The sequence below is a fragment of the Geodermatophilus obscurus DSM 43160 genome (assembly GCF_000025345.1).
Taxonomy (GTDB): domain Bacteria; phylum Actinomycetota; class Actinomycetes; order Mycobacteriales; family Geodermatophilaceae; genus Geodermatophilus; species Geodermatophilus obscurus.
The window spans coordinates 4,758,433-4,783,093 of sequence record NC_013757.1; the positions used below are offsets into that span (position 1 = coordinate 4,758,433).

20 protein-coding genes are annotated in these 24,661 nt (G+C 73.3%); 3 read left to right on the forward strand and 17 right to left on the reverse strand.

Features of this window, described 5'->3' with window-relative positions; genetic code table 11:
• Positions 1 to 149 precede the first annotated feature (149 nt).
• Together GOBS_RS22225 and GOBS_RS22230 are read left to right on the forward strand one after the other, a co-directional pair.
• Complete coding sequence (locus tag GOBS_RS22225; protein ID WP_012950513.1) at positions 150 to 2,108, forward strand: 2-oxoacid:acceptor oxidoreductase subunit alpha; 1,959 nt, start codon at positions 150 to 152, stop codon at positions 2,106 to 2,108.
• The gene (locus tag GOBS_RS22230; protein ID WP_012950514.1) at positions 2,105 to 3,196 is read left to right on the forward strand and encodes a 2-oxoacid:ferredoxin oxidoreductase subunit beta; all 1,092 of its coding nucleotides are present in this window, start codon (positions 2,105 to 2,107) and stop codon (positions 3,194 to 3,196) included. The genes GOBS_RS22225 and GOBS_RS22230 overlap by 4 nt, the downstream gene beginning before the upstream one ends.
• 85 nt (positions 3,197 to 3,281) lie before the next feature.
• Here GOBS_RS22230 and GOBS_RS22235 read toward each other — a convergent pair whose 3' ends face one another.
• Both GOBS_RS22235 and GOBS_RS22240 read right to left on the reverse strand, forming a co-directional pair.
• Positions 3,282 to 3,779 carry a hypothetical protein gene (locus tag GOBS_RS22235; RefSeq protein WP_012950515.1) on the reverse strand — a complete coding sequence of 166 codons (498 nt, stop codon included), beginning with the start codon at positions 3,777 to 3,779 and terminating at the stop codon, positions 3,282 to 3,284.
• A gap of 239 nt (positions 3,780 to 4,018) precedes the next feature.
• Positions 4,019 to 5,392, reverse strand: coding sequence for an aminotransferase-like domain-containing protein (locus tag GOBS_RS22240; protein ID WP_012950516.1), 1,374 nt, complete (start codon positions 5,390 to 5,392; stop codon positions 4,019 to 4,021).
• Positions 5,393 to 5,484: 92 nt separating this feature from the next.
• Between GOBS_RS22240 and GOBS_RS22245 the strand changes: the two genes are divergently transcribed.
• Positions 5,485 to 6,144, forward strand: a complete 660-nt coding sequence (locus GOBS_RS22245; RefSeq protein WP_012950517.1) for a pyridoxamine 5'-phosphate oxidase family protein — start codon at positions 5,485 to 5,487, stop codon at positions 6,142 to 6,144.
• 6 nt (positions 6,145 to 6,150) lie between these two features.
• On the opposite strand, the gene GOBS_RS22250 is transcribed toward GOBS_RS22245, so the two are convergent.
• The 15 genes from GOBS_RS22250 to GOBS_RS22320 all read right to left on the reverse strand — a co-directional run bounded on the left by GOBS_RS22250 (position 6,151) and on the right by GOBS_RS22320 (position 24,657).
• Positions 6,151 to 7,389, reverse strand: a complete 1,239-nt coding sequence (locus GOBS_RS22250) for a PQQ-dependent sugar dehydrogenase (protein ID WP_012950518.1) — start codon at positions 7,387 to 7,389, stop codon at positions 6,151 to 6,153.
• A 119-nt stretch (positions 7,390 to 7,508) separates the two neighbouring features.
• On the reverse strand, positions 7,509 to 8,567 hold the full coding sequence (locus GOBS_RS22255) for a polyprenyl synthetase family protein (RefSeq protein WP_012950519.1): 1,059 nt from the start codon (positions 8,565 to 8,567) through the stop codon (positions 7,509 to 7,511).
• Entirely contained in the window at positions 8,567 to 10,114 is a 1,548-nt protein-coding gene (gene nuoN, locus GOBS_RS22260; protein ID WP_012950520.1) for an NADH-quinone oxidoreductase subunit NuoN, read from the reverse strand. The genes GOBS_RS22255 and nuoN overlap by 1 nt, the downstream gene beginning before the upstream one ends.
• On the reverse strand, positions 10,114 to 11,751 hold the full coding sequence (locus tag GOBS_RS22265; protein ID WP_012950521.1) for an NADH-quinone oxidoreductase subunit M: 1,638 nt from the start codon (positions 11,749 to 11,751) through the stop codon (positions 10,114 to 10,116). Before GOBS_RS22265 ends, nuoN begins: the two co-directional genes overlap by 1 nt.
• 31 nt (positions 11,752 to 11,782) lie before the next feature.
• Entirely contained in the window at positions 11,783 to 13,678 is a 1,896-nt protein-coding gene (gene nuoL, locus GOBS_RS22270) for an NADH-quinone oxidoreductase subunit L (RefSeq protein ID WP_012950522.1), read from the reverse strand.
• A 16-nt stretch (positions 13,679 to 13,694) separates the two neighbouring features.
• The gene (gene nuoK, locus GOBS_RS22275; RefSeq protein WP_012950523.1) at positions 13,695 to 13,994 is read right to left on the reverse strand and encodes an NADH-quinone oxidoreductase subunit NuoK; all 300 of its coding nucleotides are present in this window, start codon (positions 13,992 to 13,994) and stop codon (positions 13,695 to 13,697) included.
• Positions 13,995 to 14,067: 73 nt separating this feature from the next.
• Positions 14,068 to 14,889, reverse strand: coding sequence for an NADH-quinone oxidoreductase subunit J (locus GOBS_RS22280; RefSeq protein WP_012950524.1), 822 nt, complete (start codon positions 14,887 to 14,889; stop codon positions 14,068 to 14,070).
• 73 nt (positions 14,890 to 14,962) lie between these two features.
• The gene (nuoI, locus tag GOBS_RS22285) at positions 14,963 to 15,658 is read right to left on the reverse strand and encodes an NADH-quinone oxidoreductase subunit NuoI (protein ID WP_243697574.1); all 696 of its coding nucleotides are present in this window, start codon (positions 15,656 to 15,658) and stop codon (positions 14,963 to 14,965) included.
• Positions 15,651 to 17,111, reverse strand: a complete 1,461-nt coding sequence (gene nuoH / locus GOBS_RS22290) for an NADH-quinone oxidoreductase subunit NuoH (RefSeq protein ID WP_012950526.1) — start codon at positions 17,109 to 17,111, stop codon at positions 15,651 to 15,653. Before nuoH ends, nuoI begins: the two co-directional genes overlap by 8 nt.
• Positions 17,108 to 19,564, reverse strand: coding sequence for an NADH-quinone oxidoreductase subunit G (locus GOBS_RS22295; RefSeq protein ID WP_012950527.1), 2,457 nt, complete (start codon positions 19,562 to 19,564; stop codon positions 17,108 to 17,110). The genes nuoH and GOBS_RS22295 overlap by 4 nt, the downstream gene beginning before the upstream one ends.
• On the reverse strand, positions 19,561 to 20,889 hold the full coding sequence (nuoF, locus tag GOBS_RS22300) for an NADH-quinone oxidoreductase subunit NuoF (protein WP_012950528.1): 1,329 nt from the start codon (positions 20,887 to 20,889) through the stop codon (positions 19,561 to 19,563). The genes GOBS_RS22295 and nuoF overlap by 4 nt, the downstream gene beginning before the upstream one ends.
• Before the next feature lie 3 nt (positions 20,890 to 20,892).
• Complete coding sequence (gene nuoE, locus GOBS_RS25810; protein WP_012950529.1) at positions 20,893 to 21,918, reverse strand: NADH-quinone oxidoreductase subunit NuoE; 1,026 nt, start codon at positions 21,916 to 21,918, stop codon at positions 20,893 to 20,895.
• Positions 21,915 to 23,246 (reverse strand): NADH-quinone oxidoreductase subunit D, encoded by a 1,332-nt coding sequence (locus GOBS_RS22310; RefSeq protein ID WP_012950530.1) that lies wholly within the window; start codon positions 23,244 to 23,246, stop codon positions 21,915 to 21,917. The genes nuoE and GOBS_RS22310 overlap by 4 nt, the downstream gene beginning before the upstream one ends.
• Positions 23,243 to 23,980, reverse strand: a complete 738-nt coding sequence (locus GOBS_RS22315) for an NADH-quinone oxidoreductase subunit C (protein ID WP_012950531.1) — start codon at positions 23,978 to 23,980, stop codon at positions 23,243 to 23,245. Before GOBS_RS22315 ends, GOBS_RS22310 begins: the two co-directional genes overlap by 4 nt.
• Positions 23,977 to 24,657, reverse strand: coding sequence for a NuoB/complex I 20 kDa subunit family protein (locus GOBS_RS22320; RefSeq protein ID WP_012950532.1), 681 nt, complete (start codon positions 24,655 to 24,657; stop codon positions 23,977 to 23,979). The genes GOBS_RS22315 and GOBS_RS22320 overlap by 4 nt, the downstream gene beginning before the upstream one ends.
• Positions 24,658 to 24,661: the final 4 nt, after the last annotated feature.

A 24,661-nucleotide genomic window follows, 5' to 3' on the forward strand; every position in this document is an offset into this window, starting at 1 on the left:
AGGGTGCGACCGCGGTCACGGAATGAGGCCGCACCCGGCCGGGTTGCTGCTGGCAGGTGCCGGGGTCCCGGCCGTTCCACTGTCACCCGCATCACAGCTCCGCGGGATGTGACAGCCACGTAACCTCGGCCGGTGGAGGTGCACCACTGATGACCACGACAGAACCGTCCGTCGCCGCCAGCACGGCGGGGAGCTCCACGCCCTTCGTCAAGAGCGTCGTCGAGCTCGACCGCGTCGTCATCCGGCTCGCCGGCGACTCCGGCGACGGCATGCAGCTCACCGGCAACCGGTTCACGAGCGAGACGGCGTCCTTCGGCAACGACCTCTCGACGCTGCCGAACTTCCCGGCCGAGATCCGCGCGCCGACGGGGACCCTGCCCGGTGTCAGCTCCTTCCAGCTGCACTTCGCCGACCACGACATCATGACGCCGGGCGACGCCCCGGACGTGCTGGTCGCCATGAACCCGGCAGCGCTCAAGGCCAACCTCTCCGACCTCCCCGGCGGCGGACTGCTGATCGTCGACGCCGACGAGTTCACGCCGCGCAACCTCGCCAAGGTCGGCTACGCCACCAACCCGCTCGAGGACGACTCCCTCCAGGGCTGGCAGCTCGTCAGCGTGCCACTGACGACCCTCACCCTCGAGGCGCTCGCGGACTCCGGCCTCGGCAAGAAGGAGGCCGAGCGCTCGAAGAACATGTTCACCCTCGGCCTGCTGAGCTGGATGTACCACCGGCCCACCGAGGGGACCGTCCGGTTCCTCGAGCGGCAGTTCCGCCGCAAGCCCCAGATCGCCGCGGCCAACATCGCCGCCTTCCGGGCTGGCTACAACTACGGCGACACGACGGAGGCCTTCGCGGTCTCCTACGAGATCAAGCCCGCGCCGATGGCGCCGGGCCGCTACCGCAACATCTCCGGCAACCAGGCACTGGCCCTGGGCATCGTCGCCGCCGGGCAGCGCTCCGGCCTGCCGGTGTTCCTCGGCGCCTACCCGATCACCCCGGCGTCGGACATCCTCCACGAGCTGTCCCGGCACAAGTCCTTCGGCGTCCGCACCTTCCAGGCCGAGGACGAGATCGCCGGAATCGCCTCGGCGATCGGTGCCTCCTTCGGCGGCGCCCTCGGCGTCACGACGACATCCGGGCCGGGGGTCTCGCTGAAGTCCGAGGCGCTGGGTCTGGCGGTGATGACCGAGCTGCCGCTGGTCGTCGTCGACGTGCAGCGCGGTGGCCCCTCGACGGGCCTGCCCACCAAGACCGAGCAGTCGGACCTGCTGCAGGCGATGTTCGGCCGCAACGGCGAGGCGCCCCTGCCGGTCGTCGCGCCGCGCTCCCCCGCCGACTGCTTCGACGCCGCACTGGAGGCCGCGCGGATCGCGCTGACCTACCGCACGCCGGTCATGCTGCTCTCCGACGGCTACCTGGCCAACGGGGCCGAGCCGTGGCAGATCCCGGACACCGAGGAGCTGCCGGACCTGCGGGTCGAGTTCGCCAGCGAGCCCAACGCCACCACTCCCGACGGGACGCCGGAGTTCCAGCCCTACCTGCGGGACCCGGAGACGCTGGCCCGCCCGTGGGCCATCCCGGGCACGTCGGGGATGCAGCACCGCATCGGCGGTCTGGAGAAGGCCGACAAGACCGGCAACATCTCCTACGACCCGGCCAACCACGACCTGATGACCCGGCTGCGCCAGGCCAAGGTCGACGGCATCGCGGCGAGCATCGGGCCCACCGACGTCGACGACCCGGACGGCAACGCCGGCGTGGCCGTCATCGGGTGGGGCTCGACCTACGGGCCCATCGGCGCCGCCTGCCGGCGCATCCGCCGCTCGGGGCGCTCGGTCGCGCAGATCCACCTGCGTCACCTCAACCCGTTCCCGGCCGACCTCGGCGAGGTGCTGGCCCGCTACGACCGGGTGATCTGCCCGGAGATGAACCTCGGGCAGCTGTCCATGTTGCTGCGCGCCAAGTACCTCGTCGACGTCCAGAGCCACACCCAGGTGCGCGGGCTGCCCTTCCGGGCCGCCGAGCTCGCCGCGGTCGTGCAGGACGTCATCGACTCCACCAGCGGCGCCCCGCTCGCCGCCGACCCCAACGGAGGCGCGGAATGACCACCGTCGAACTCGGCATGCCCGCCGAGGGCCCCATTGCCGACGCCATCGCCCGCTCCCTGGAGACCCAGGGCGAGAAGCGCGCCGAGCTCAAGGCCAAGGACCTCAAGACCGACCAGGAGGTGCGCTGGTGCCCGGGGTGCGGTGACTACGTCATCCTCAACGCGGTCCAGAGCTTCCTGCCCAGCCTCGGCATCGCGCGCGAGGACATGGTCATCGTGTCGGGCATCGGCTGCTCGTCGCGCTTCCCGTACTACATGAACACCTACGGGATGCACTCGATCCACGGCCGCGCGCCGGCGATCGCGACCGGTCTCGCCGCGTCCCGCCCGGACCTGTCGGTGTGGGTCGTCACCGGGGACGGCGACGCGCTGTCCATCGGCGGCAACCACCTGATCCACACGCTGCGCCGCAACGTGAACCTGAAGATCCTGCTGTTCAACAACCGGATCTACGGGCTCACCAAGGGCCAGTACTCGCCCACCAGCGAGGTCGGCAAGGTCACCAAGTCCACCCCGATGGGCTCGCTGGACCACCCGTTCAACCCGGTGTCGCTGGCGCTGGGCGCCGACGCCACCTTCGTCGGCCGGGCCATGGACTCCGACCGCAAGGGCCTCACCGAGGTGCTGCGGCAGGCCGCCGAGCACCAGGGCACCGCGCTGGTGGAGATCTACCAGAACTGCAACATCTTCAACGACGGCGCGTTCGACCTGCTCAAGGACCCGACCACCGGCGTGCAGTGGTCCATCCCGCTGGTCCACGGCCAGCCGCTGGTGTTCGGTCCGGACGGCGCCTCCTGCGTGGTCCGCGACGACTTCGGCGGCCTGCGGATCGCCGAGACCAACCAGGTGGACGCCGACGACATCGTCGTGCACGACGCCACCCGGGAGGACCCGTCGTACGCCTTCGCGCTGTCGCGGCTGTCCAGCCAGGACCTCCGCTACACCCCGATGGGCGTCTTCCGGTCGGTGCCGAAGCCGACCTACGACAAGATGATGGCCGACCAGGTCGAGGAGGCCCGCACCTCCTCGCCGGCGGACCTGGGCGCGCTGCTCGCCGGCAACGACACCTGGACCGTCTCGGCCTGAGGACGAACGCGAGGGGCGCCCGGGACCGTAGTCCCCGGGCGCCCCTCGGCGCATCGGCGTTCGAGCGGGCACGCCGTCCCGCGGATCAGTGGTCGCCGTTGTCCTTGTCGCCGCCGTTGTCCTTGTCGGCGCCGTCCTTGCCGCCGTTCTCCTCGTCAACGACCTCGACGTCCTCCTTGGTCTCCTCGTCGAGCTCCTCGTCACCCTCGTTGATCGTGACCGTGACGTCGACCTTGTCGCCCTTCTCGGCCGCGTCGTCCCTCTTCTCGAGATCGACGGTGATCTCGTTCTTCTCGCCGTTGCAGTCGAGCTCGGCGTCGTCCGCCTCATAGCTGATGTCGCCGTCCTCGGCCTTCACGTCGGCCGTGACCTTCTCGTCGTCGTCCTCGCACTTGTACTCGAACGTGACCTGGAGCACGTCCCCGTCGTCCTCGAGCTCGGCCTCGTCGTTGATCTCGATGACCTTGGCCCAGGCGTCCTCGCCGTGGTCGTGCCCGTCGCCGCCGGCCCATGCCGGGGACCCCCCGGCGAGGACCAGCGCTGTCGCGGCCGACAGGGCGAGGAGCAGACGTGAACGGTTCATGGGACTTCCTCCCGGGCGGCCACATCCGTGCGGCCTCGGGTGCAATGACGGCCGCGGCCCTCCCCAAGACGAGCCGGACATCACAACCACAACCACGTCACGGGGAACAGGTCGAGGCGGCACCGGATCCCGCGCACGGCGTGACTCGAAGCAGTCGGTCGGTCCCGTCGCTGTTGCCGCAGCGCGCCCGGCGCCACTCCGGGCAGCAAGGGGTCGGTCGCTGATCGTCGTTCCCCGACTCAGCGCAGCACGTCGCGCAGCACCCCGGTGAGCACCGGCAGGGCGCGGCCCAGGTCGGCGCGGGTCGGCGCGGCGAACCCCACGACCAGTCCGGCCGCGTGCGGCCCGGGTCCCGTCCAGTGCCGCCCGAGACCGTCCACCGCGACGCCGTCCGCGGCCGCTGCGGCGATGACCGCCTCCTCGGACGCCCGGTCCGGCAGCGGCACGAGCACGTGGGCGCCGGCCGGGTCACCCTCGGCCTGCGCCCCGCCCGCGGCCACCGCCGCCAGCACCTGCTCGCGCCGGACGACCAGCTCTCGCCGGAGCCGGCGGAGGTGCCGGGCCAGGTCACCGCTGCCGGCCAGCGCGGCGAACACCCGCTGTCCGGCCCGTGCTGGCCGGCTGCCGGTTGCCGTCCGCCGGGCGACCAGCGCGGCGCGCAGTTCCGGCGGCGCCACCATCCACCCCACGCCGAGCGTGGGGCTGACGATCTTGCTGCTCGTGCCCAGGTGCACGACGACGTCCGGCCCGAGGGCACCCAGCAGCGGCAGAGGGGCGACGTCGTACCGCAGCTCGCCGTCGTAGTCGTCCTCCAGCACCCACCAGCCCTCGGCGCGGGCCCGGGCGACCAGGCCGAGCCTGCGGGCCGCGGACAGCCGGCGACCGAGGGGGTACTGGTGCGCCGGCGTGCAGTAGACCGCCGCCAGCCCCGCGGGGACCGCGTCGACGACGAGGCCGTTCCGGTCGACCGGCAGCGGCACCACGGTGGCGCCGGCGTCCCGGAGCGCGCCCACCACCCGCTGGTAGCCCGGGTCCTCGACCCCCACGCGGCTGCCGGGCGGCAGCAACCGGGCCACCTCCGCCACGGCCGCCGAGGTCCCCCCGGTGGCCAGCACGTCCTCGGGCGCGGCGGCCAGGCCACGGTGGCGGAGCAGGTGCTCGGTGACGGCGCGCTGGAAGCCCGGGTCGGCGGCCGGCTCCGGGCCGGCGTCGGGAGCGGGGTCCCCCGCGGCACGCCACGCCCGCCGCCAGGCCGAGCGGTCCAGGACCTCCAGGCACGGTGCGCCGGCGCGCAGCTCGATCGGCGCTGCGGCCACCCGGGGAGCCGCCGGGCGCGCCGGGGAACGGGCCGGAGCCGCGGTCTGCGCCCCGACGACGAACGTGCCGACACCGCGGCGCCCGTCCGCCCAGCCCTCGGCCAGCAGCTGGTCGTAGGCGGCGGCGGTGACGGTGCGGCTGACCCGGAGGGCGACCGCCAGCTCCCGCGTGGAGGGCAGCCGGTCGCCCGGGCGGAGCGTGCCGCCCACGGTGGCCGCCCGCAGCGCGTCGGCCAGCTGCACCGACAGCGGCGTCCCCGATCCGCGGTCGAGCACCACCGGCGGGACGTCGACCACCCTGCACCTCCTCCGACCACCGAGCAGTGGCCTGCTGGAAGGCCAGCGTATTGGCCCTTGGACGAGGCCACCGCATCGGGCACGGTGGGGCCATGGACACCGCACCACCGCTCTCCCCCACCGCCCGCAGCATGGTCCGCCGGGGCGCCGAGCGGGCCCGGACCGACCGCGCCGAGCTGCACGCCGTCCTCGACGCCGGCCTGGTGGGGCACCTGGGCGTCGTCCTGGACGGCTCGCCGGTCGTGCTGCCGACCGGCTACGGGCGACGGGGCGACACCCTCTACCTGCACGGCTCCACCGGTGCGGCGACGCTGCGCGCCGCGTCCGCAGGCGTGCCGGTCTGCTTCACGGTGACCCACGTCGACGGCGTGGTCTACGCCCGCTCGGCCTTCCACCACTCGATGAACTACCGGTGCGCCGTCGTCCACGGCATCGCCCGTCCGGTGACCGACCCGGACGAGCGCCTGCTGGGCCTGGAGGCGCTCACCGAGCAGCTGGCCCCCGGCTCCTGGGCCGCCACCCGGCAGCCCGACCGCAGGGAGCTCGCCGCCACCGCGCTGCTCGCCCTCGACCTGACCGAGGCCAGCCTCAAGGTGCGGACGGGCCCGCCCGGTGACGACGAGCGCGACCTGGCCGCACCGGTGTGGGCGGGCGTGCTGCCCCTGCGCACCATCGTCGGGGAGCCCGAGCCGTGCCCGCTGCTGCCGGCCGGAGTGCCGGCGCCGGACCGGATCCGGGACCGGGGAGTCTGACCGGGGTCAGGCGCGCGGGGTGACCCGCAGCAAGCGGTCCTCGCCGTCGCCGTTGTCGGTGGTGACGTACAGCGCGCCGTCCCCGCCCTGCTGCACGGTGCGGATGCGGCCGTACGTGCCCTCCAGCTCGGGCAGCCGGAACTGCTCCAGCAGGCTGCCGTCGTCGGCCACGCGCAGTGCCAGGACGCCCTGGTCCCTGAGGACGCCGAGCAGCAGCAGGCCCTCGTACCCCTGCCACTGCTCGCCCGCCAGGAAGGTCCCACCCGAGGGAGCGATGGTGGGGTCCCCCGACGCCCAGGTGGGCGGCATGGCGTCGGGCAGGGACAGGTCGGTCATCGACACGAACTCGCCGTAGCCCGGACCCCGGGGCGCGAAGCCGCCGTTGCCCCCGGCGCGCAGCAGGGTCACCTCGTCGTCCCGGCGGGGGCCGTGCTCGACGGCGTAGACCTGGCCCGAGCCGGGCCGCACCGCCAGCCCCTGCACGTTGCGGTGCCCGTAGGTCAGCACCCGCGGGTCGGCGTCCGGGCGGCCCACGAACGGGTTGCCGGCGGCCGCCTCGCCCGTGGCCGGGTCGACCCGCAGCACCTTGCCGGCGACCGTGCCGAGGTCCTGGGCGTTGTCGGCGACGGCGTTGTCGCCGGTGCCCACGAGCAGGGCGCCGGTGTCGTCGAAGCGCAGCCGACAGCCGCCGTGCCGGCCGCGGCGCTCGTTGACCGGGATGTCGTCGATCAACGGGTCGGCGACGCGGGTCGCCGTCGTCCAGCCCGGGTCGACGGTCCAGGCGGTCACCTGGATCTCCGCTCCGCCGCCCTCCTCGATGCCCTGGCAGGTGTAGAAGCGGCGGTCCTGCGCGAACCCCGGGTCGAGCACCAGGCCCATCAGCCCGGTCTCCCCGGTGGCGAACAGGTCGCCGAAGTCGGCGTCCAGCGCGCGCACCGTGCCGTCGGTCAGCACCGCGGTCAGCCCGCCGCCCCGCTCGTCGAGCAGCAGGGTGCCATCGGGGGCCCGGGCGACGTCCCAGGGGTGGTCGAGGCCCTCGGCGAGGACCGCCACGTCCAGCGCCGGCCGGGGCTCGGAGGCCGGGTCGGGCTCGGGCGGTGCGGGCGGGAGCGAGGACGTCGTCGGAGCGGGTGCGCGCTCCCCGGCCGGTGCGGCCCCGGCGTCCTCCCCGGCCGTCGCGGAGCACGCGGACAGCAGCAGGATGGCCCCCATGCCGAGTGCGGCCGGCCCCGTCCGGAGGCTCACCGTGAGCTCGCGGACGGTGAGCGGGACGGGCGGCCCCCTGCAGGGTCCCGCCGCGAGCTCGCGAGTGGCGGGGGGCAGGGGGTCCTCTTACGAGCGGTGAGGGGCACGGGGGTCCCAGCTCAGCTGGTGCGCGTGACGACGTAGTCGCACAGCGCCGACAGGGCGTCGCGGACCGGCCCCTCGGGGACGCCGGACAGCCGCGCCTGCGCCCGATCGGCGTACTCCCGGAGCACGCCGGTCGCCCGTTGCAGGGCCGCGGAGGAGCGCAGCAGCTCCAGGGCCTCGGCGTGCTCGCCGTCGTCGGTGATGGGCCCGGAGACCAGCTCGCGCAGCCGCTGCTCGGCCGGGTCGTCCCCGGCGAGCGCGAAGAGCGCGGGCAGCGTGGCGATGCCCTCCCGCAGGTCCGTGCCGGGCGCCTTCCCCGACGCGCCGTCCCGGCTGACGATGTCGAGCAGGTCGTCGGAGAGCTGGAAGGCGACGCCGACCTCCTCGCCGAAGGCGGTGAGCGCGGTGACCAGCTCGGCGTCCACCCCGGCGAAGGAGGCGCCGAAGCGCGCCGAGGTCGCCACCAGGGAGCCGGTCTTGTCGGCCAGCACGTCGAGGTAGTGGTCGACCGGGTCGTCACCGGGCTGGGCGCCGACGGTCTCCCGGATCTGCCCGGTGACCAGCCGCTCGAAGGTCCGCGCCTGGATGCGCACCGCCTCGGGGCCGAGGTCGGCCAGCAGGTCGGAGGCGCGGGCGAACAGGAAGTCCCCGGTGAGGATGGCGATGCTGTTGGACCACCGGCTGTTGGCGCTGGGCGCCCCACGTCGGACGACGGCCTCGTCCATGACGTCGTCGTGGTACAGCGTGGCCAGGTGGGTGAGCTCGCAGACCACCGCGGCCTCGGTGACCCCCTGCCCGTGCGGGTCGCCGAGCTCTGCGGCGAGCAGCGCCAGCAGCGGGCGGAAACGCTTGCCGCCGGCGGCGACCAGGTGCCCGGCCGCCTCCCGCACGAACTGGTGCTCGCTGCCGACGGCGGTGCGCAGCGCCTCCTCGACCCGGCCCAGGCCCGCGGCGAGCCGGACGCCGAGGTCGCCCTCGGGCAGCCACGGACCGATCGTCGAGGCGGGGGTCGAGGTCCGCTGCCAGGTGTCGGTCGGGGTGTCCCCGCCGACGGCGGCGCTGGCTCCGGTCATCAGCCGACGAATCTAGCCGCCTGCTCCGCCAGATCGAGCACCGCCCCGGGCACGACGCCCAGCACCACCGTCGCGGTGACCGTCACGGCGAGCACGAGCGTCGTCGGCAGGCCGGGGACGCCGACCGTCGGTCCGTCCACGGCCGGCTCGGAGAAGTACATGAGCACGATGACGCGCACGTAGAAGAACGCCGCGACGGCGCTGGCCAGCAGCGCCACGACCACCAGGGGCCAGGCCCCGTCGTCGATCGCGGCGCGGAAGACGGCGAACTTGCCGGTGAAGCCGCTGGTGAGCGGGATGCCCGCCAGCGCCAGCAGGAACAGCGCCATCACCGCCGCGGTGAGCGGCGAGCGGCGGCCGAGCCCCGCCCACTTCGACAGGTGGGTGGCCTCGCCGTCGCCGTCGCGCACCAGCGTGAGCACCGCGAAGGCGCCGATCGTGGTGAGCCCGTAGGCCAGCAGGTAGAACATCGTGGCCCCGAGGCCCGAGCCCGTGCCATCGGCTCCGCTGCCGTAGCCGAGGACGCCGGTGAGCAGGAAGCCGGCGTGCGCGATCGAGGAGTAGGCCAGCATCCGCTTGAGGTCGGTCTGGGTGAGCCCGAGGACGGCGCCGACGACCATCGAGACGATCGCGATGCCGTAGACGAGCGGCCGCCAGGTCCACTCGTTCGTGCCGAACGCGACGTAGAGCAGCCGCAGGATCGCCCCGAAGGCCGCGACCTTGGTGCAGGCGGCCATGAAGGCGGTGACCGGCGTCGGGGCGCCCTGGTAGACGTCCGGCGTCCAGGCGTGGAACGGTGCCACGCTGGCCTTGAACATCAGCCCGACGACGAGCAGGGCCAGCCCCAGCACCAGCAGGACGCCGCCGCCGGCCTCCGCGGCGGACGCCTCGCGGATGGCCGACAGCCGGATGCTGCCGGTGGCGCCGTAGACCAGCGCCAGGCCGTAGAGGAAGAAGGCCGAGGCGAACGCGCCCAGCAGGAAGTACTTGACCGCCGCCTCCTGCGACAGCAGCCGCCGGCGGCGGGCCAGCCCGCTGATCAGGTACAGCGGCAGGCTGAGCACCTCGAGCGCGACGAACATGACCAGCAGGTCGTTGGCCGCGACGAACAGCATCATGCCGCCGATGGCGAACGTGGCCAGCGGGTAGACCTCGGTCTGCACGCGCGGGGCGGTCATCAGCTCGCGGTCGCGCGGACTGCCCGCGGGCACGGCCGCGGCCGCGACGAAGGCCGAGCGGGCCGGGTCCAGCGAGCGCTCGGCGAACAGCAGCAGCGACAGCGCGCCGAGGCCGGCGATGGTGGCCTGCAGGAAGACCGCGGGGCCGTCGACGGCGAGCGCACCGCCGGCGGTCACCTGCCGCTCCCCCGCCAGCAGCAGGCTGGTGACCAGGCCGCCGAGCGTGCCGACCAGCGCGACGGCGACCTGCACCGGGTGCCGGCTCTCCCGCGGCGCGAACGCCTCGACGAGGACGCCGACGCAGGCGGCACCGAAGACGAACAGCAGGGGTGCCAGCGCGGCCAGGGAGAGGGCCGGGGCCTCGATCATCAGTCCGTCCCCTCGACGGGAGCCTCGGGCGAGACGCCGGCCGGGTCGGCCCCGACGTCGCTCATGGTGGCGGCGACCGCCGGCTCGATCAGGTCGATCAGCGGCTGCGGGTAGACCCCGAGCGCGATGACCAGCGCGACCATCGGCGCGGCGACGGCCAGCTCGCGGCGGGAGAGGTCACGCACCCGCAGCCGGGCCGGCGCCGCTGCCGGGGCCTCGAGGGTGGCGGTCGCCGCGGTGGCCCCGCCCCCGCCACCCGTGGCGGGCGCCGGGGTCCCCGGCGACGGCTCGAGCAGCACGCCGCGCGGCGGGCCGTGCATGGTGCGTTGGTAGAGCAGCAGCACGTACAGCGCGGCCAGCACGATGCCGACGGTGGCGAGCACCGTGAACACCGGCCGGGTCGGGAAGGAGCCGATCAGCACGAGGAACTCGCTGACGAAGCTGTTCGTGCCCGGCAGCGCGAGGGAGGCCAGGCCTGCGACGAGGAAGACGCCGGCCAGCAGCGGCGCCTGGGCGGCCACGCCGCCGTAGTCGCCGACCTCCCGGGAGCCGCCGCGGGCGATGAGCATGCCGACGACGAGGAACAGCAGGCCGGTCGCGATGCCGTGGTTGACCATGTAGAGCACCGAGCCGGTGGCCGCCTCGGTGGTGAAGGCGAAGATGCCCAGGGCGATGAAGCCGAAGTGCGCGATCGAGGTGTAGGAGACCAGCCGCTTCATGTCGCTCTGGCCCATCGCCAGCAGCGCGGCGTAGAGGACGCCGGCGACGGCCAGGGCGAGCACGTACGGCGCGAGGTCGCGCGAGGCGTCGGGGAACAGCGGCAGGCAGTAGCGCAGGAAGCCGAAGGTGCCGACCTTGTCCAGGACGCCGACCAGCAGCACCGACCCGCCGATCGGCGCCTCGGCACCGGAGTCGGGCAGCCAGGTGTGGAACGGCACCAGCGGCGCCTTGATCGCGAACGCGACGAAGAACCCGAGGAACAGCAGCTTCTGCACACCCGGGTCGATCTCGATCCCCCGCAGTGCGTCGAAGGCGAACGTCCCCTCGCCCAGCTCGGCGGCGCTCACCACGTACAGGCCGATGACGGCGGCCAGCATGACCAGCCCGCCGACCAGGCTGTAGAGGAAGAACTTGACCGCCGCGTACTGCCGGCGCGGCCCGCCGAAGCTGCCGATCAGGAAGTACATCGGGACGAGCATCGCCTCGAAGAAGACGTAGAAGAGGAAGACGTCGGTGGCGGCGAAGACGCCGACCATCAGCGACTCGAGCAGCAGCAGCCAGGCGAAGAAGGTCTTCACCGACCGGTGCCCGGTGGGCTCGTCGCGCCAGGAGGCGAGCACCACCACCGGCACCAGGACGCCGATGAGCAGCAGCATCACCAGGGCGATGCCGTCGACGCCGAGGGCGAAGTCGACGCCGAAGTCGGGGATCCAGGAGACCGACGTCGTCAGCTGGAACCGCTCCCCGCCGGCGTCGAAGGCCACGGTCGCCAGCACCGCCAGCAGCAGCACCAGCAGGCTCACCCCCAGGGCGGCCTGCTTGGCGGTCTCGTCACGGCCCCGCGGGAGCGCCGCGACGACGGCCGCCCCGACCGCCGGGACGGCGATCATCGTCAGGAGCCAGGGGAAGTCGGTCACGACGTCGCCTCTCGGTTCTGCAGGGACCCGGTCACCCGGCCGTCACCGCCAGCAGCGCGCCCGCGACGACCACTGCGCCGCCGAGCATCGACAGCGCGTAGGAGCGGACGAAGCCGGTCTGGGTGCGGCCCAGCCGGGACGACGAGCCGCCCAGCGTCGCGGCCAGCCCGTTGACCGCGCCGTCCACGCCGCGGTTGTCGAAGAAGACCAGCGCGCGGGTCAGCCACTGGCCCGGCCGCATGAACAGCGACTCGTTGACCGCGTCGGCGTAGAGGGCGCGGCGGGCGGCGCGGGTCACCGGCGACACCCGCACCGGCGCGGTCACCGGGACCTCGCGGCGGCCGACGAACAGCCAGGCGGTGAGCACGCCGAGCGCCATCACCACGGTGACGAGGACGCTGACCAGCAGCGGTGCGACGACGTGCTCGGCCGCCTCGGGCTCGCCGAAGACCGGGGTCAGCCACTCCTCCAGCGGGAAGGCGACCACCAGCAGGAAGCCGGCGAGGACCGACCCGACGGCGAGCAGCACCATCGGCGCGGTCATCACCGACGGCGACTCGTGCGGGTGGACGCCGGGCTCCCAGCGGGGGCGGCCGAAGAAGGTCATGAGCATCAGCCGGGTCATGTAGAAGGCGGTGAGCCCGGCGGCCAGGATCGCGATCCCGCCGAGCAGGTAGCCCCAGCCGTCGCCGCGGTCGAACGCGGCCTCGATGATCGCGTCCTTGGTGTAGAAGCCGGACAGGAACGGGAAGCCGATCAGCGCCAGGTAGCCCAGCCCGAACGTCACGAAGGTGACCTTCATCCGCGAGGCCAGCCCGCCGAAGCGGCGCATGTCGACGTCGTCGTTCATCGCGTGCATGACCGAGCCAGCACCCAGGAACAGGCCGGCCTTGAAGAAGCCGTGGGTGAGCAGGTGCGCGAGGCCCGCGACGTAGCCGACCGGGCCGAGCCCGACGGCCAGGAACATGTAGCCGATCTGGCTGACCGTCGAGTAGGCCAGCACCTTCTTGATGTCGTCCTGGGCGCAACCGGCGATCGCGCCGATCATCAGCGTGATCGCGCCGACGGCGAGGACGACGGCCCGCGCGGTGGGCGTCGCGTCGTAGATCGGTGCGCAGCGGGCGATGAGGTAGACGCCGGCGGTGACCATGGTGGCCGCGTGGATCAGCGCCGACACCGGGGTCGGGCCCTCCATGGCGTCGGGCAGCCAGGCCTGCAGCGGGAACTGGCCGGACTTGCCGCACGCGCCGAGCAGGAGCAGCAGCCCGATCGCGGTGACCGTGCCGCCGGCCAGGGTGCCGACCGCGCCGAACACGCCGTCGTAGGAGACCGTGCCGAGCTGGGCGAACATCAGGAAGATCGCCAGCGCCAGCCCGACGTCGCCGACCCGGTTCATGATGAACGCCTTCTTCGCGGCGGTCGCCGCCGACGGGCGCTCGTGCCAGAAGGCGATGAGCAGGTAGGACGCCAGGCCCACGCCCTCCCAGCCGACGTAGAGGGCCACGAAGTTGTCGCCGAGGACCAGCAGCAGCATCGCCGCGACGAACAGGTTCAGGTAGGCGAAGAACCGCCGGCGACGCGGGTCGTGCGCCATGTAGCCGATCGAGTAGACGTGGATCAGCGCGCCCACGCCGGTGATCAGCAGGACGAAGACCGCCGAGAGCGGGTCGAACAGCAGGCCGGCCTGCACGTCCAGCGACCCGGTGGCGATGAAGGTGAACAGGTCGACGCCGAGCCGCCGGCCGTCCAGCTGCAGCGTGCACAGCAGGCCGAGCAGGAAGGCCGCCACGACCGTGCCGGTGCCCAGCAGGTGCCCCCACCGGTCGGTGCGCCGTCCCCCGAGCAGCAGGACGGCGGCGCCGGCCAGCGGCAGCGCGATGAGCAGCCAGGCGGAGGTGATCAGCCCGTCGGCCGGTGCGGTGTCCATCCCCGGTCCCCGTTCCTCAGTACTTGAGCAGGTTGGCGTCGTCGACCGACGCCGACCGGCGGGTCCGGTAGATCGACATGATGATCGCGAGACCGACGACGACCTCGGCGGCGGCGACGACCATGACGAACAGCGCGATGATCTGGCCGTCGATGGTGCCGGTGGCGCGGGCGAAGGTGACCAGGGTGAGGTTCACCGAGTTGAGCATCAGCTCGACGCACATGAAGACGACGATCGCGTTGCGCCGCACGAGGACGCCGACCGCGCCGATGGTGAACAGGATCGCGGCGAGCACCAGGTAGTTCGTCAGACTCACGACTCCTCCTCGCTGGCGCTCGTCGTCATCGTGAGTCGGACTGCTCTGCTCATGGGTTCGCTCGCACGCTCGCTCACCTGTCCCGTCCCCCCGGGATGTCGCTGGGCGCGGGGTCGAGGGTCCCCAGCGCCGCGTCCGGGGTGCCGAGCTCGGCCCGGCCGGTGGGACGCGGCATCTGCTCGACCTCCTGGGGCTCGATCCCGGTCGCGAAGCTGTCCTCGGCGAGCCGGCCGTCGGGTAGCAGGCCGGGCGCGGCGACGGAGTTGGCCCGGGCGTACACGCCAGGACCTGGCAGGGTCTGCGGCCGGTCGGTGAGGAAGCGCGCCCGCGACAGCTCCTTCTGGGTGCGCCGCTCCTCCGCCTCCCGCTCGACGTGCGTGAGCACCAGAGCGCCCACGGCAGCGGTGATCAGCAGCGCGCCGGTGACCTCGAAGGCCAACAGGTAACGGCTGTAGAGGAGCCCGGCGATCGCCTCGATGTTGCTGGTCTCCGCGCCCTGCACGGCCCCCAGGCCGGCGACGGGGAGGTCCTGGGTGGCCCGGGCGACGCCGGCGCCGACGACCGCTGCGAAGCCTGCGCCGAGCAGCAGTGCGGCCACCCGCTGGCCGCGGAGGGTCTCGACCACCGAGTCCGAGGAGTCCCGGCCGACCAGCATCAGCACGAACAGGAACAGGATCATGATGGCGCCGGTGTAGACGATGATCTGCACTGCTCCCAGGAACGGCGCCTCCTGGACGACGTAGAAGACGCCCAGCGCCAGCATCGTGTTGATCAGCCACAGCGCCGAGTGGACGGCGTTGCGGGACATCACCATGCCGAGCGCCCCGGCCAGCGCGATCGGCCCCAGGACCCAGAAGACGACGGCCTCGCCGGTGCTGATGACGACGTCGTTCACCGCTCCTCCTCGCTGGCGCTCGTCGGGTCGGTGCCCGGCGTTGCTGTGTCCCCGCGTGACCTCGCGAGCTCGGTCACGGCCGCGCCCCCGGGAGGGGCTGGTCGACCCGCGCCCCGGCGGCGGGGTCGACCGGCGGGGCCGCTCCTGCTGCCTCCCGGACGTAGTAGTCCTTCTCGTTGTCCCCGAGCCGCATGGCGTGCGGCGGGGCCTCCATGCCCGGCAGCAACGGGGCCATGAGCTGTTCTTTGGTGTAGATCAGGTCGGCCCGGTTGTCGTCGGCCAGCTCGAAGTCGTTGCTCATCGTCAGGGATCGGGTCGGGCAGGCCTCGATGCACAGGCCGCAGAAGATGCAGCGCAGGTAGTTGATCTGGTAGACGCGCCCGTACCGCTCACCGGGCGAGTAGCGCTCGTCCTCGGTGTTGTCCCCGCCCTCCACGTAGATGGCGTCGGCCGGGCAGGCCCAGGCGCACAACTCGCACCCGACGCACTTCTCCAGTCCATCGGGGTGCCGGTTGAGCACGTGCCGCCCGTGGTAGCGCGGCTTGGTCACCTTCGGGACCTCGGGGTACTCCTCGGTGGTCACCTTGCGGAAGATCTGCGCGAAGGTGACCCCGAACCCCTGCCCCGGACCGGGCAGCCAGCTGGACCGCTTGACCGGTCCGGCGTCTCGGCCGCGATGGGCGAGTTCGCGCCCGGTCTGCGCCACCATGTCGTGGCCGGGGTCGTGGGGATCCGGCGAACGGCGGTCCACGTCGCGGTGCTCAGTCATCGACGTCCTCCTCGATCGTGGTGGTGCTGCGCCGTCCGGTGCCCACCACCGCGCCCTCGGGAGCGACCGCGTCGCGGCGGCGCAGCCGGGGCGACGGCGGGACGACGAGGTCCATCGGCGGGACGGGGAAGCCGCCCTCGGCCCGGCTCGGACCGCTCGGCCTGCTGCGCGGCCCGGGCGGCGGCAGCACCTCGGGTTCGGTGGGGTGGTTGGAGCCCGCCGCCGCCTCACGGGCGGCGAGGCGGGTGGCCCGGTTGCTGGCGCGGCTCGCGATCAGCAGCACGGCGATGACCAGCAGCGCGATGGGAACGCCGACGAACAGCGCCACCTGGCCGGTGGAGAGGTCGGTCTCACGGGCCACCGCGCGCATGGTCGCGACGGCGAGGATCCAGGCGAAGGCGACGGGGACCAGCACCTTCCACCCGAAGCGCATGAACTGGTCGTAGCGCAGCCGGGGCAGGGTGCCGCGCAGCCAGATGAAGACGAACAGCGCGGCGACCACCTTGAGGAAGAACCACAGCAGGGGCCACCAGCCGGAGTTGGCGCCGTCCCAGATGGAGATCGGCCACGGCGCCCGCCAGCCGCCGAGGAAGAGCGTCGCGGCCAGCGCCGAGACGGTGACCATGTTGATGTACTCGGCGAGGAAGAACAGTGCGAACTTCAGCGACGAGTACTCGGTGTGGAACCCGCCGACCAGCTCGCTCTCGGCCTCGGGGAGGTCGAACGGTGCCCGGTTGGTCTCGCCCACGACGGCGATGGCGTAGATGACGAAGGAGACCGGCAGGAGGATCGCGTACCAGCCGGGACCGGTGAACTCCAACCCGAAGAACGACACCTGGTTGCCGTCCGCCTGCGCCGCGACGATCTCCGAGGTGGACATCGAGCCGGCGTAGAGGAACACCGCGACGATCGACAGGCCCATCGCGATCTCGTAGCTGACCATCTGCGCGGCGCTGCGCAGGGAGCCCAGCAACGGGTACGTGGAGCCGGAGGCCCACCCGCCGAGCACGATGCCGTAGATGCCCATCGCCGAGCAGGCCAGGACGATCAGCACGCCGATGGGGGCGTCGGTGAGCTGCAGCGGTGTCTGCTGACCGAAGATGCTGACCACCGGGCCGAGCGGGATGACCGAGAAGGCCAGGAACGCCGGGACGGTGGCCAGCACGGGGGCCAGGAAGTAGACCGGCTTGTCCGCGAGCGCCGGCATGATGTCTTCCTTGAACGCCAGCTTCAGCCCGTCGGCGAGGCTCTGCAGGTAGCCGCGGGGGCCGACCCGGTTGGGCCCGATCCGCTGCTGCATCCGCGCGACGACCTTGCGCTCGAAGACGATGGCGAACAGCGTCATCAGCACCAGCACGCCGAAGACACCGACGACCTTGATGAGGACGATCCACCAGACGTCGTTCCCGAAGTCCTCGAGGGTCGGCTGGTCGACCGCGGCGGAGAGGATCACTCCGCACCCCCGGCGACCAGGCGGACGACGCCGCCGGGCGGGGTGCCCAGCCGGGTCCGCAGCTCGCTGCCCGGTGAGCGCATCGGCAGCCAGACCACCTGGTCGGGCATCTCGGTCACCAGCACCGGCAGGCTGACCTGCCCCATCGCACCGCAGACGGTGACCCGGTCGCCGTCGGCCAGACCCAGCCGGCGGGCGGCGTCCTTGCCGAGGCGGGCGACCGGGGGGCGGGCGGTGCCGGCGAGCTCCGGCTCGTCGCGCTGCAGCGTCCCGACGTCCAGCAGCTGCCGCCAGGAGGCGAGCACCGCCTGGTCCTCGGCGAGCTTCGGGTCACCCGGCGGGACGACGTCGAGACCCGGAACGCGCGGGCGCTCGGCGACGACGCCGAGGGCGGCGAGCTCGGCGCGGGCGACCTCGGGTGCGGGCAGCCGCAGGTCGACGTCCATCTCGTCGGCCAGGCCCTGCAGCACGCGGCCGTCGGGCAGCTGCCCGGCGCCGTGCAGCGTGGTGTCGAACGGGCGCAGCCGGCCCTCCCAGTCCAGGTAGGCACCCGCCTTCTCCGAGGCGGCGGCCACCGGCAGGACGACGTCGGCGTGCTCGGTGACCGCGCTGGGGAGCATCTCCAGGCTGACCACGAAGCCGGCCCGGGCCAGGGCGGCCTCGGCCAGGCCCGGATCCGGGAGGTCGGCGGGGTCGACGCCGCCGACGAGCAGGCCGGCGAGCTCTCCGTGGGCGACCGCGGTGAGGATGCCGGTGGTGTCGCGGCCGGGGGTGGCCGGCAGCTCGGCGACACCCCAGGCGGTGGCGACCTGGGCACGGGCGCCGGCGTCGGTGACCGGGCGACCGCCGGGGAGCAGGGCCGGCAGCGCGCCGGCCTCGACGGCACCGCGCTCACCGGCCCGCCGCGGCACCCAGGCCACGCGGGCGCCGGTGGCCCGGGCGAGCGCGACGAGGGCGGAGAACGCCCCGGGCGACTCGGCCAGCCGCTCGCCGGCGAGCACGACCGCACCCGGCTGCCGCAGCGCCTCGACCGCGGGTCCGCCCCAGCTGCCCTCGGCGAGGGCGGCCAGCGAGCGGGCCTCCGTGCCGGGGCGGGTGGCCAGCACCGTGGCCTGCAGCTTCTCGGCGGCGGGAGTGGCGAACGGGGCGAGGTCGTACACCGCCAGCCGGTTGTTCCGCACCGCCCGGCGCAGCCGCAGGAAGACGATCGGTGACTCCTCCTCCGGCTCCAGGCCGGCGAGCAGCACCGCAGGCGCGCTGGTCAGGTCGTCGTAGGTGACCGCACCGTTGGCCGGGCCGGTGCCGGCGACGTGCGCCACGAGGAAGGCCAGCTCCTCGGCCGAGTGCGCGCGGGCGCGGGCGTCGACGTCGTTGGTGCCCAGCGCCACCCGGGCGAACTTGGCGTAGGCGTAGGCGTCCTCGACGGTCAGCCGGCCGCCGGGCAGCACCCCGACCCCGCCGGCGTCCCGCGCGGCGCGCAGCCCCTCGGCGGCCGCGGCCCACGCCTCCGGCCAGGACGCCGGCTGCAGCACGCCGTCCCGCCGGACCAGCGGCGTGGTGAGCCGGTCGTTCGCGGTGGCGTAGCGGAAGGCCCACCGGCCCTTGTCGCAGTTCCACTCCTCGTTGACCGCCGGGTCCTCCCCCGCCAGCCGGCGCAGCACCCTGCCGCGGCGGTAGTCGGTGCGCTGGGCGCAGCCGGAGGCGCAGTGCTCGCAGGCGCTCGGCTCGCTGCGCAGGTCGAACGGGCGGGAGCGGAACCGGTACTGGGCGCTGGTCAGCGCGCCGACCGGGCAGATCTGCGTGGTGTTGCCGGAGAAGTAGGAGGAGAACGGCTCGTCCTCGTAGATGGCTACCTGCTCCAGCGCCCCGCGCTCGAACAGCTCGATGAACGGGTCGCCGGCCACCTGCTGGGAGAAGCGCGTGCACCGGGCGCAGAGCACGCAGCGCTCGCGGTCGAGCAGCACCTCGCTGCTGATCGGCAGCGGCTTGGGATAGGTGCGCTTGACGTCGACGAACCGGCTCTCGGTGCGGCCGTTGCTCATCGCCTGGTTCTGCAGCGGGCACTCGCCGCCCTTGTCGCAGACCGGGCAGTCCAGCGGGTGGTTGATGAGCAGCAGCTCCATCGTGCCCTGCTGCGCCTTGTCGGCGACCGGGCTGGTGAGCTGGGTCTTCACCACCATCCCGTCGGTGACCGGCATGGTGCAGGAGGCGACCGGCTTGCGCTGGCCCTCCACCTCGACCAGGCACTGGCGGCAGGCGCCGACCGGCTCGAGCAGCGGGTGGTCGCAGAACCGCGGGATCTGCACGCCGATCTGCTCGGCGGCCCGGATGATCAGCGTCCCCTTGGGCACCGCGACGTCGAACCCGTCGATGACGCAGTGGACGGCGTCCGGCGGGGTCTGCGGGCCGGGCACCGCGGGCGCGGTGGCCGGGGCGGGCTGGGGCGTCGTCACGAGGCCACTCCCACGGGCTCGAGGCGGAGGCTGCGGCCCAGGCGGGCCTGTTCCTCCGGCGGCAGCAGCGCGACGTAGTCGTCGCGGAAGTACTTCAGCGAGCTGGAGATGCAGCTGGTCGCGCCGTCGCCGAGGGCGCAGAAGGAGCGGCCCAGGATGTTGTCGCAGGTGTCGGTGAGCAGGTCCAGGTCCGCCGCCGTCCCCCGGCCGTCGACCAGGCGCTGCAGGACCTGCACCAGCCAGTACGTCCCCTCGCGGCACGGGGTGCACTTGCCGCAGCTCTCGTGCGCGTAGAACTCGGTGAAGCGCAGGGTGGCCTCGACGATCGAGTCGGTCTCGTCGAAGACCATGAGCGCGGTGGTGCCGAGCATGGAGCCCGCGGCGGCGACCGAGTCGAAGTCCAGCGGGACGTCGAGGTGCTCGGGGGTGAAGTACGGCGTCGACGAGCCGCCCGGCGTCCAGAACTTGAGCTCGTGCCCCGGGCGGACGCCGCCGGCCATCTCCAGCAGCTCCCGCATCGTCGTCCCCATGGGGGCCTCGTACTGGCCGGGACGGACGACGCGGCCCGACAGCGAGTAGATCTTCGGCCCGGGCGACCGCTCCGGGCCGAACTCCTTGAACCAGTCCGAGCCGCCGCGGACGACGAACGGCACGCTGGCCAGCGTCTCCACGTTGTTGATCACCGTGGGGGCGCCGTAGAGCCCGGCCACGGCGGGGAACGGCGGCTTGAGGCGCGGCTGGCCGCGGTAGCCCTCCAGCGAGTCGAGCAGCGCGGTCTCCTCGCCGCAGATGTAGGCGCCGGCGCCCGCGTGCACGATCAGCTCCAGGTCGTAGCCCGAGCCCAGGATGTCGGTGCCGAGGTAGCCCGCCTCGTAGGCCTCGCGGACGGCGTTGACCAGCCGGCGGTGGGCGTGCACTGCCTCGCCGCGGACGTAGATGACCGCCAGGTGCGACCGGATGGCGTAGGAGGCGATGACCACGCCCTCCACCAGGGAGTGCGGGTCGGCCATCATCAGCGGCAGGTCCTTGCAGGTGCCCGGCTCGCCCTCGTCGGCGTTGACCACGAGGTACTTGGGCAGCGCGGCCGGCCCGGTGGGCGTCTCCCCCGGCTTGGGCTGCGGGATGAAGCTCCACTTCATGCCGGTCGGGAAGCCGGCCCCGCCGCGGCCGCGCAGCCCGGAGTCCTTGACCATGCCGACCAGCTCGTCGGGGGTCATGGACAGCGCGGTGCGCAGCGCGGTGTAGCCGTCGAGCCGCTCGTAGGTCGACAGCCGCCAGGACTGCGGCTCGGCCCAGCGCGAGGTGAGGACGGGTGCGAGAGGCACGGGTCAGGACTCCTTGCTCTCGGTCGGAGTGGTGCCCGTGGCCGGCTCGGCGGCGGGCGGGTTCTCGGTGCCGGCGTGCTGCCGGCCCCGCGGCTGCCCGTACTCGGCGCCCTTGTCGGGGTGGGCCTGCGCGGCGCCGGCCCGCTCGGCGGGGTTGTCCGCGGCCGCGACGCGGGCGTCGGCGGCCTCCTCCTCCGGCGTCTCGCCGGTGCGACCGGAGGGTCGGGTCGCCTCCCGCGGCTCGGTTCCGGCCGGCTCCGCCTCGTCGGCCGGCGGGCGCGGGGGCATCGGCGGGGCCGACTCACCGCGCTCGGCGGCCAGCCGCAGCCCGGCGAGCGTCGGGCCGATCGCGCCCTCGGCGTCGACCGCGGCTGCCCGTGCGGCCTCGCCGCCGTACTGGTCGAAGCCGGCCAGCTGGCGGGAGACGCCGCGGAAGTCGGTCAGCGGCGCCCCGCGGGTGGGGTGCGGCTTCTCGCCACGGCGGAGCGCCGCGACCAGCTCGCGGGCACTGTCGACGTCCTGCTGGTCGTAGAACTCGTAGTCGACGGTGACCACCGGCGCGTAGTCGCAGGCGGCCAGGCACTCGGCGTGCTCGAGGGTGACCGAGCCGTCGGCGGCGGTCTCGTCGTGGTGGACGCCGAGGTCGCGGGACAGCGCGTCGAAGATCCGCTGCCCGCCCAGGACGGCGCACAGCGTGTTGGTGCAGACGCTGACCAGGTGCCGGCCGGTGGGGCGGCGCTTGTACATCGTGTAGAAGGTCGCGACCGCGCCCACCTCGGCCTTGGTCAGCCCCAGCTCCTCCGCGCACAGCGCGACGCCCTCGGGGGTGACGTAGCCCTGGTGGCTCTGCACCAGGTGCAGCATCGGCAGCAGCGCGGAACGGGGCTGCGGGTAGCGGGCGATGATCTCCCGCGCCTCCAGCCGGACCTGCTCGGTCAGCGGCGGCAGGTCCGCGGCGGCGGGCTCGACCGGGCTGGAGTCCAGCCCGGTGACCGCCGTGCCCTCGGCGCTCCCCGGGAGGGCACTCATCGGTCGCACCCGCCCATCACCGGGTCGAGCGAGGCGATCGCGGCGATGACGTCGGCGATCATGCCACCCTCGCTCATCGCCGCCGTCGCCTGCAGGTTGACGAAGCTGGGGTCGCGCACGTGCACCCGCCACGGTCTGGTGCCGCCGTCGCTGACCACGTGGTAGCCCAGCTCGCCGCGGGGCGACTCGATGGGCACGTAGACCTGGCCGGCCGGCACCCGGAAGCCCTCGGTGACCAGCTTGAAGTGGTGGATGAGGGCCTCCATCGACTGCCCCATGATGTGCTTGACGTGCTCCAGGGAGTTGCCCATGCCGTCGGGCCCCAGCGACAGCTGCGCGGGCCAGGCGATCTTCTTGTCCTCGACCATGACCGGCCCCGGCTCCAGCCGGTCCAGCGCCTGCTCGATGATCTTCAGCGACTCGTTCACCTCGGCCATGCGGACCAGGTAGCGGCCCCAGGCGTCGCAGGTGTCGGCGGTCGGCACCTCGAAGTCGTAGGTCTCGTAGCCCAGGTAGGGCTCGACCTTGCGCAGGTCCCACGGCAGCCCGGCCGCGCGCAGCACCGGCCCGGTGACGCCCATCGCCACGCAGCCGGTGACGTCGAGGTAGCCGGCGTCCTTGAGCCGGGCCTGCCAGATCGGCTGGCCGGTGAGCAGCTTGTGGAAGTCGGCGACCCGGTCCGGCATGACCTGCAGGAACTCCCGGATGTGCTCGACCGCGCCGGGCGGGAGGTCCTGCGCCAGCCCGCCGGGGCGGATGTAGGCGTGGTTCATCCGCAGCCCGGTGATCTCCTCGAGCAGGTCCAGGACGAGCTCCCGCTCGCGGAAGCCGTTGGTCATCCCGGTGAGCGCGCCCATCTCCATGCCGAAGGTGGCCAGCGCGACCAGGTGCGAGGCGATCCGGTTGAGCTCCATGACCAGCACGCGGATGGTCTGGGCCCGCTGCGGCGCCTCGACGCCGAGCAGCTTCTCGACCGCCATGCAGTAGCCGGCCTCGTTGTAGAGCGGGGACAGGTAGTCCATCCGCGTGACGAACGTCGTCCCCTGCGTCCAGTTGCGGTACTCGGTGTTCTTCTCGATCCCGGTGTGCAGGTAGCCGATCACCACGCGGGCCTTGGTGACCGTCTCGCCCTCGAGGTCGAGCACCAGCCGCAGCACGCCGTGGGTGGAGGGGTGCTGCGGCCCCATGTTGACGACGAGCCGCTCCTCGCCGTACGCCTCGGTGCCCAGCGTCTGGTCCCAGTCGCCGCCGGTGACGGTGTAGACGCGGCCCTCGGTGGTCTCCCGGGAGCCGGCGTAGGGGTCGGCCGGGTTGTAGGTGGTGCTCATCGGTAGCTCCTGCGCGTGTCGGGCGGAGGAATGGTCGCGTCGTGGTACTCCACGGGGACGCCGCCGAGCGGGTAGTCCTTGCGCTGGGGGTGGCCGTCCCAGTCGTCGGGCATGAGGATCCGGGTCAGTGCCGGGTGGCCGTCGAAGACGATGCCGAACATGTCCCAGGTCTCCCGCTCGTGCCAGTCCGCCGTCGGGTAGACGGAGGTGACCGAGGGGACGTGCGGGTCCTCGGCGGTCACCGCGACCTCCAGCCGGATCCGCCGCCGGTAGGTCATCGAGGTCAGGTGCAGGACGACGTGCAACCGGGGCCGGCCGGGACCTGCCGCGGGGCCGCCGCTGTCCAGGTAGTCGACGCCGGAGACGCTGCTGCACAGCTCGAAGCGCAGCGCCTCGTCGTCGCGGAGGGCCCGCACCAGGGTCAGCAGGTGCTCGCGGGCGACGAAGTAGGTGATCTCGCCGCGGTCGACCAGCACCCGCTGCACGGCGGCGTCGTAGGTGGCCTGGCCGACGGCGTCGATGAGCGCGTCGGTGACCTCGTCGAAGTACCCGCCGTAGGGCCGCTCCGTGGAGTGCAGCGCGACCGCGCCGCCGGGCTCGACGCGGACCAGCCCGCCGAAGCCGGAGGTGTCGCCGCTGCCGCTGACCCCGAACGCCCCCTTCCGGAACCCGCCGCCGGGGGCGGTGGCGCCCTGCTCGGCGTCCGTGCCGCTGCGGTCGCCCGGGCCGGTCACCGGTTCCCCCGCACGTAGGGCTCCGGCAGCAGCACCGCGTCGCCGCCGCGCTGCTCGATCGCGAACTGGCCGGTGCGCCGCTCGGCCGCCGCCCGCTCGTAGGCCGCCCGCGCCGCCTTGTCGGCCCGGACGCTGGACGGCATCTCGACGTACAGCTCCTCGGCCCGGCCCTCGGCCCGCGCCTGCTCGAGCTCACGGGCCCGCCTCGGACCCAGCGGCTCGTGCATGATCTTGTGGTGCAGCTTGAGGATCGCGTCGGTGAGCATCTCCGGCCGCGGCGGGCACCCGGGCAGGTACATGTCCACCGGGACGACGTGGTCGACGCCCTGCACGATCGCGTAGTTGTTGAACATCCCGCCGGAGCTCGCGCACACGCCCATCGCGAGCACCCAGCGGGGCTCGGGCATCTGGTCGTAGATCTGCCGCAGCACCGGGGCCATCTTCTGGCTGACCCGCCCGGCGACGATCATCAGGTCGGCCTGCCGCGGGGAGGCCCGGAAGACCTCCATGCCGAAGCGGGCCAGGTCGTAGCGGCCGGCGCCGGTGGCCATCATCTCGATGGCGCAGCAGGCCAGCCCGAACGTCGCCGGCCACAGCGAGGACTTGCGGGTCCAGTTGACCAGCTTCTCCACGCTCGTCAGCAGGACGCCGCTCGGCAGTTTCTCCTCGAGTCCCACGGGT